Below are 4,689 nucleotides of genomic sequence, written 5' to 3'. Positions count from 1 at the left end.
GCCCTGCCATTACGGCTGCTTTTGCTTTTTCTCTGGTCTCATAATGGCCTCTTTCGACCAAGAGAACATCAACCCGTTCTTTTCTTATACTCATGCTTCTACTACGCCCTTCGAAATTGGCATCAAGGATCGAACGCGAGCAGCGATATTATCAGCTGTGAGCCCTACCTCTTGCCGCTGTTCTTTCACACTTCCATGCTCAACAAAATAATCAGGTACCGCAACAACCTGTACATTCATGCCGTGATAGCCTGCACGATTGTAGCATTCAATGACAGCGCTGCCGAATCCGCCCATTTCACTGCCTTCTTCGACCGTAACGATATCGTAGCCTTCCTTTGCCAGACGGAACAAAAGCTCTTCGTCCAAAGGCTTGCAAAAACGTGCATTGACCAGCATCGGCTCGATTCCTTCTTCTTGAAGCTGATTGACAGCCGCCTCAGCAATTTCGAATACATGACCGAACGAGAGGATCGCCACGTGTTTACCTTCGCGTACAATCTCCGCTTTTCCGATTGGTAGCACTTGCAGATCGTCATCCATTTTGACGCCACGAATCGGCAATCGCGGATAACGATAAGAGATCGGACCGCCTTTATATTCTACTGCCGTCTTCATCATGTGACGCAGCTCATTTTCATCCTTCGGTGCCATAATGACCATATTTGGAATGATTCGCATGAATGCCACATCGTACATACCTTGGTGTGTCTCCCCGTCTGCTCCGACGAGCCCAGCACGGTCAACAGCGAAAATCACATTGAGCTTTTGGCGTGCGACATCGTGGATTAGCTGATCATAGGCTCTTTGCAAAAAGGTCGAATAAATCGCAAAGACCGGCTTCAAGCCTTGTGTTGCTAATCCTGCCGCAAATGTACATGCGTGCTGCTCTGCAATCCCAACGTCAAACAGTCTGTCAGGGTACTTCTGTCCAAAGGGAATCAAACCTGAGCCTGCTGGCATCGCAGGGGTAACAGCCACGATCGAATTGTCTTCATCTGCGAGCTTCATCATCGTATCTGCAAAAACAGACGTATACGTTGGTGCAGATTTCGGTGTATCACCTGACTCGATTTTATACGTACCGATACCATGCCACTTGACTGAGTCAGCTTCAGCTGGGGCATAGCCTAGTCCTTTTTTCGTGATGGCATGAATCAAAACCGGGCCTTTTGTATGCTTGGCTGTCTTCAATGTATCGAGCAATAGCTCCATGTTATGTCCATCGATTGGGCCAATATATGTAAAGCCGAGCTCCTCGAAGAGAACGCCAGATACGAGCAAATACTTCATGCTGTCTTTGAAGCGTTCAGCCATATGAGCCAATTTGCCCCCTACAGCCGGAATGGATTTCAACAATCCTTCGACTTCATCCTTCGCCCATTGATAATTCTCCGTCGAGCGAATTTTCCCCAAGTAGTTGTGCAAGGCCCCAACGTTTGGCGCGATGGACATTTCGTTATCATTTAACACAACGATGACATTCTTACGTTCATGACCAATGTGATTCAAGGCCTCCAGCGCCATACCGCCTGTCAGCGCACCGTCTCCGATCACAGCAATGACATGGTTCTTTTCTTTTTTCAAATCCCGCGCAGTCGCCATCCCCATTGCGGCAGACAACGACGTACTGCTATGCCCGGTTTCCCAGACGTCATGCGGGCTTTCCACCATTTTAGGGAACCCACACAGACCTTTGTACTGACGCAAGGTCGCGAACATCTCCCGGCGTCCTGTCAGCATTTTATGTACGTATGCTTGATGCCCGACATCCCAGATCAGCTTGTCCTTGGGACTGTCAAAAACATAGTGCAGTGCTAGCGTCAGCTCGACGACTCCCAGATTCGGCGCGAGATGACCACCTGTTTTCGACAGCGTTTCGATTAGAAACTGACGGATCTCGGACGCCAAGGTATGTAGCTGCGGTTGCGTGCACTTTTTCAAGTCTTGAGGATCATTTATAGTAGTAAGCAGCATTGGTATTCCTCACTTTCCACTGTTCGTTCTCCGGCGATTGTGCATGCTGCATATCAATCAAGCCACTAGAAAACCCGGCTTTCCTTATTGCTATAGCCGATTCCGCTTATTTTCAGCTTGATTCATTATAACGGTTTCTTAATAAAAACACCACTTTTCATCAACATATACGAATATGAAGGCGATATCTTGCATTTTCTGGTAAGATGATTTTGAATACATACTCCGAACAAAAGAGGTGGACGTCCGTGAAGTTCTCACAAATTCAGTATGAGCGCATGGATATGGACAAAGTTGAAGGACAATTCACGCAATTATTGGAAGCGTTTCAACATGCTGCAAACTTCTCCGAGCAAGATACAATCATGGCTCAATTGAACAAACTGCGACAAGAAGTGGAATCCGCGCGGAATGTCGCACAAATCCGCCACACGATCAATACAGAAGATCCCTTCTACAAAGCAGAGCAGGACTATTGGGATGAAGCAACTCCTTTGTATACTGGAATCGTTTCACGCTACTATCAGGCGATCGTCGATTCTTCCTTCCGCGCTGACTTGGAAGAAAAATGGGGCGCACAGCTGTTTCGCATCGCTGAGAGCACACTCCGTACATTTTCGCCAGAAGTCATTTCTGATTTGCAGGAAGAAAACCGTTTGGCCAGTCAATATGTCGCACTGAAAGCTTCTGCCAAAATCATGTTTGACGGAGAAGAGCGAAACCTTTCAGAAATGATTCCTTTTACTATCGCGAAAGATAGAGACATGCGCAAACGTGCTAATGAAGCGAAGTATGAGTATATGCGGAAACATACGGACGAATTTGATCGCATTTACGACCAGCTCGTCAAGGTACGCACACGCATCGCCCAAAAACTCGGCTTCAATAGCTTTGTGGAGCTAGCCTATGCACGTATGAACCGTACCGATTACAACGCAGAAATGGTAGCCAATTTCCGCAAGCAAGTGCTTGAGCACATCGTTCCAGTATCTTCAAAGCTCGTCGAACGTCAGCGCCAACGCATTGGTGTCGATATACTTGAGTATTACGATCTTTCCTTTGATTTCGCTACAGGAAATCCAAGCCCGAAAGGCCCGCCGGAATGGATTGTTGAAAACGGGAAAAAGATGTATGCCGAGTTGGCACCTGAAACGGACGAATTTTACAACTTCATGCTAGACAATGATTGTTTAGATCTATTGAGCAAAAAAGGAAAGGCTACAGGCGGCTACTGTGAATACATTAGCCAATACAGGCTCCCATTTATTTTCGCCAATTTTAACGGTACATCTGGTGATATCGACGTGCTTACACACGAGGCAGGACATGCGTTTCAGGTGTATGTAAGTAGAGATTTTGAGGTCCCTGAATATCATTTCCCAACCTATGAGGCATGTGAAATACATTCGATGAGCATGGAGTTTTTGACGTGGCCATGGATGGAGCATTTTTTCAAGGAAGATACCGACAAATACAAATTCTCTCATCTGAGTAGCGGACTCCAGTTCATTCCGTACGGCGTGTCTGTTGATGAGTTCCAGCATGTTGTCTACGAGAACCCAGATATGACCCCGTCAGAGCGTAAACGTGCTTGGCGTGAAATTGAGCGCAAGTACCTCCCGGATCGCAATTACGCACAGAATGAGTATCTTGAGGAGGGCGGTTTCTGGCAGCAACAAACGCATATTTTTCAAAGCCCCTTCTATTACATCGACTACACACTTGCCCAGATTTGCGCGTTCCAATTTTGGAAACGGGCTCAATCTGAGCCGAAGCAAGCTTGGGAAGATTATTTGACGCTTTGCCGCGAAGGTGGAAGCAAATCATTCCTCGAGTTGGTACAAGTGGCGAAGCTGTATTCTCCATTTGAGGACGACTGTATACCATCGGTGATTGGCGAGATTGAACAATTTTTAAATAGCATTGACGATAAAAGCTTGTAATTGGTAGGTACGAAAAAAAGCTGGCATTTCCCATATGGGTTGCCAGCTTTTACTTATTTATTGCGATCACGCACGTAGTCGGCCAAAGGGCTGAGTGCAGAATTCTCGATTCCCGCATCGGCAAGCGCTGCTTTTGCCTCCGCAATCAATTCGTCAAGACGCGCCTTCGATTCGGCTAGACCAAGCAGTGATGGGTACGTCGCCTTTTCCCGATCTGCATCACTACCAACTGCTTTCCCCAGCTCTTGGGCATCCCCTTCCACATTCAAGATGTCATCCTGAATTTGAAAAGCAAGACCAATGCAAACACCATAGCGTGTCAATGCTTCCATTTGACCTTCGGATGCTTCTGCGAGGTAGCCTCCCCCGCGCAAGGCTGCGATCAAGAGATCACCCGTTTTGTGACGATGGATAAATTCAAGCTGATCTAAGTTAAGGCGTTTGCTCTCCCCTTCGATATCAGCCATCTGTCCGCCGACCATGCCAGTTGCTCCTGCACGTTTTCCCAGCTCCGCAATCAGTTTCACGGTAGTAGCCGCTGAAACATCAGCGCAATCTATGTAAGCTTCTGCAATGTATGCGAACGCTCTAGTCAGCAAGGCATCTCCTGCGAGAATGGCTGTTGCTTCACCGAATACTTTGTGATTGGTCGGTTTTCCGCGACGAAGATCATCGTCGTCCATCGCAGGGAGGTCATCGTGGATCAAGGAGTACGTATGTATCATTTCCAAGGCAGCCGCAAAAGCTACACCCCGTTCAATCGGCTTTT

General features: G+C 47.4%; 3 protein-coding genes and 1 pseudogene. 1 reads left to right on the top strand and 3 read right to left on the bottom strand.

All coding sequences use genetic code 11. The features are described 5' to 3' along the window. Together PMI05_RS30415 and dxs are read right to left on the bottom strand one after the other, a co-directional pair. Window positions 1–94, bottom strand: a pseudogene (locus PMI05_RS30415) (TlyA family rRNA (cytidine-2'-O)-methyltransferase); the annotation flags it as partial. After that, on the bottom strand, window positions 91–1,977 hold the full coding sequence (dxs, locus tag PMI05_RS26915; protein WP_007728776.1) for a 1-deoxy-D-xylulose-5-phosphate synthase: 1,887 nt from the start codon (window positions 1,975–1,977) through the stop codon (window positions 91–93). The pseudogene PMI05_RS30415 and the gene dxs, both read right to left, overlap by 4 nt. Before the next feature lie 248 nt (window positions 1,978–2,225). Between dxs and PMI05_RS26910 the strand changes: the two genes are divergently transcribed. Beyond that, the gene (locus tag PMI05_RS26910) at window positions 2,226–3,920 is read left to right on the top strand and encodes a M3 family oligoendopeptidase (protein ID WP_007728774.1); all 1,695 of its coding nucleotides are present in this window, start codon (window positions 2,226–2,228) and stop codon (window positions 3,918–3,920) included. 53 nt (window positions 3,921–3,973) lie between these two features. Here PMI05_RS26910 and PMI05_RS26905 read toward each other — a convergent pair. After that, window positions 3,974–4,689 (bottom strand): polyprenyl synthetase family protein (locus PMI05_RS26905; RefSeq protein WP_007728771.1); only part of this gene is annotated, 716 nt, incomplete at its 5' end.

The sequence above is a fragment of the Brevibacillus sp. BC25 genome (assembly GCF_000282075.1).
In the GTDB taxonomy this organism is placed as follows: domain Bacteria; phylum Bacillota; class Bacilli; order Brevibacillales; family Brevibacillaceae; genus Brevibacillus.
Note: the sequence above shows the minus strand (reverse complement) of the source record. Positions and strands in the feature narration are given on the sequence as shown.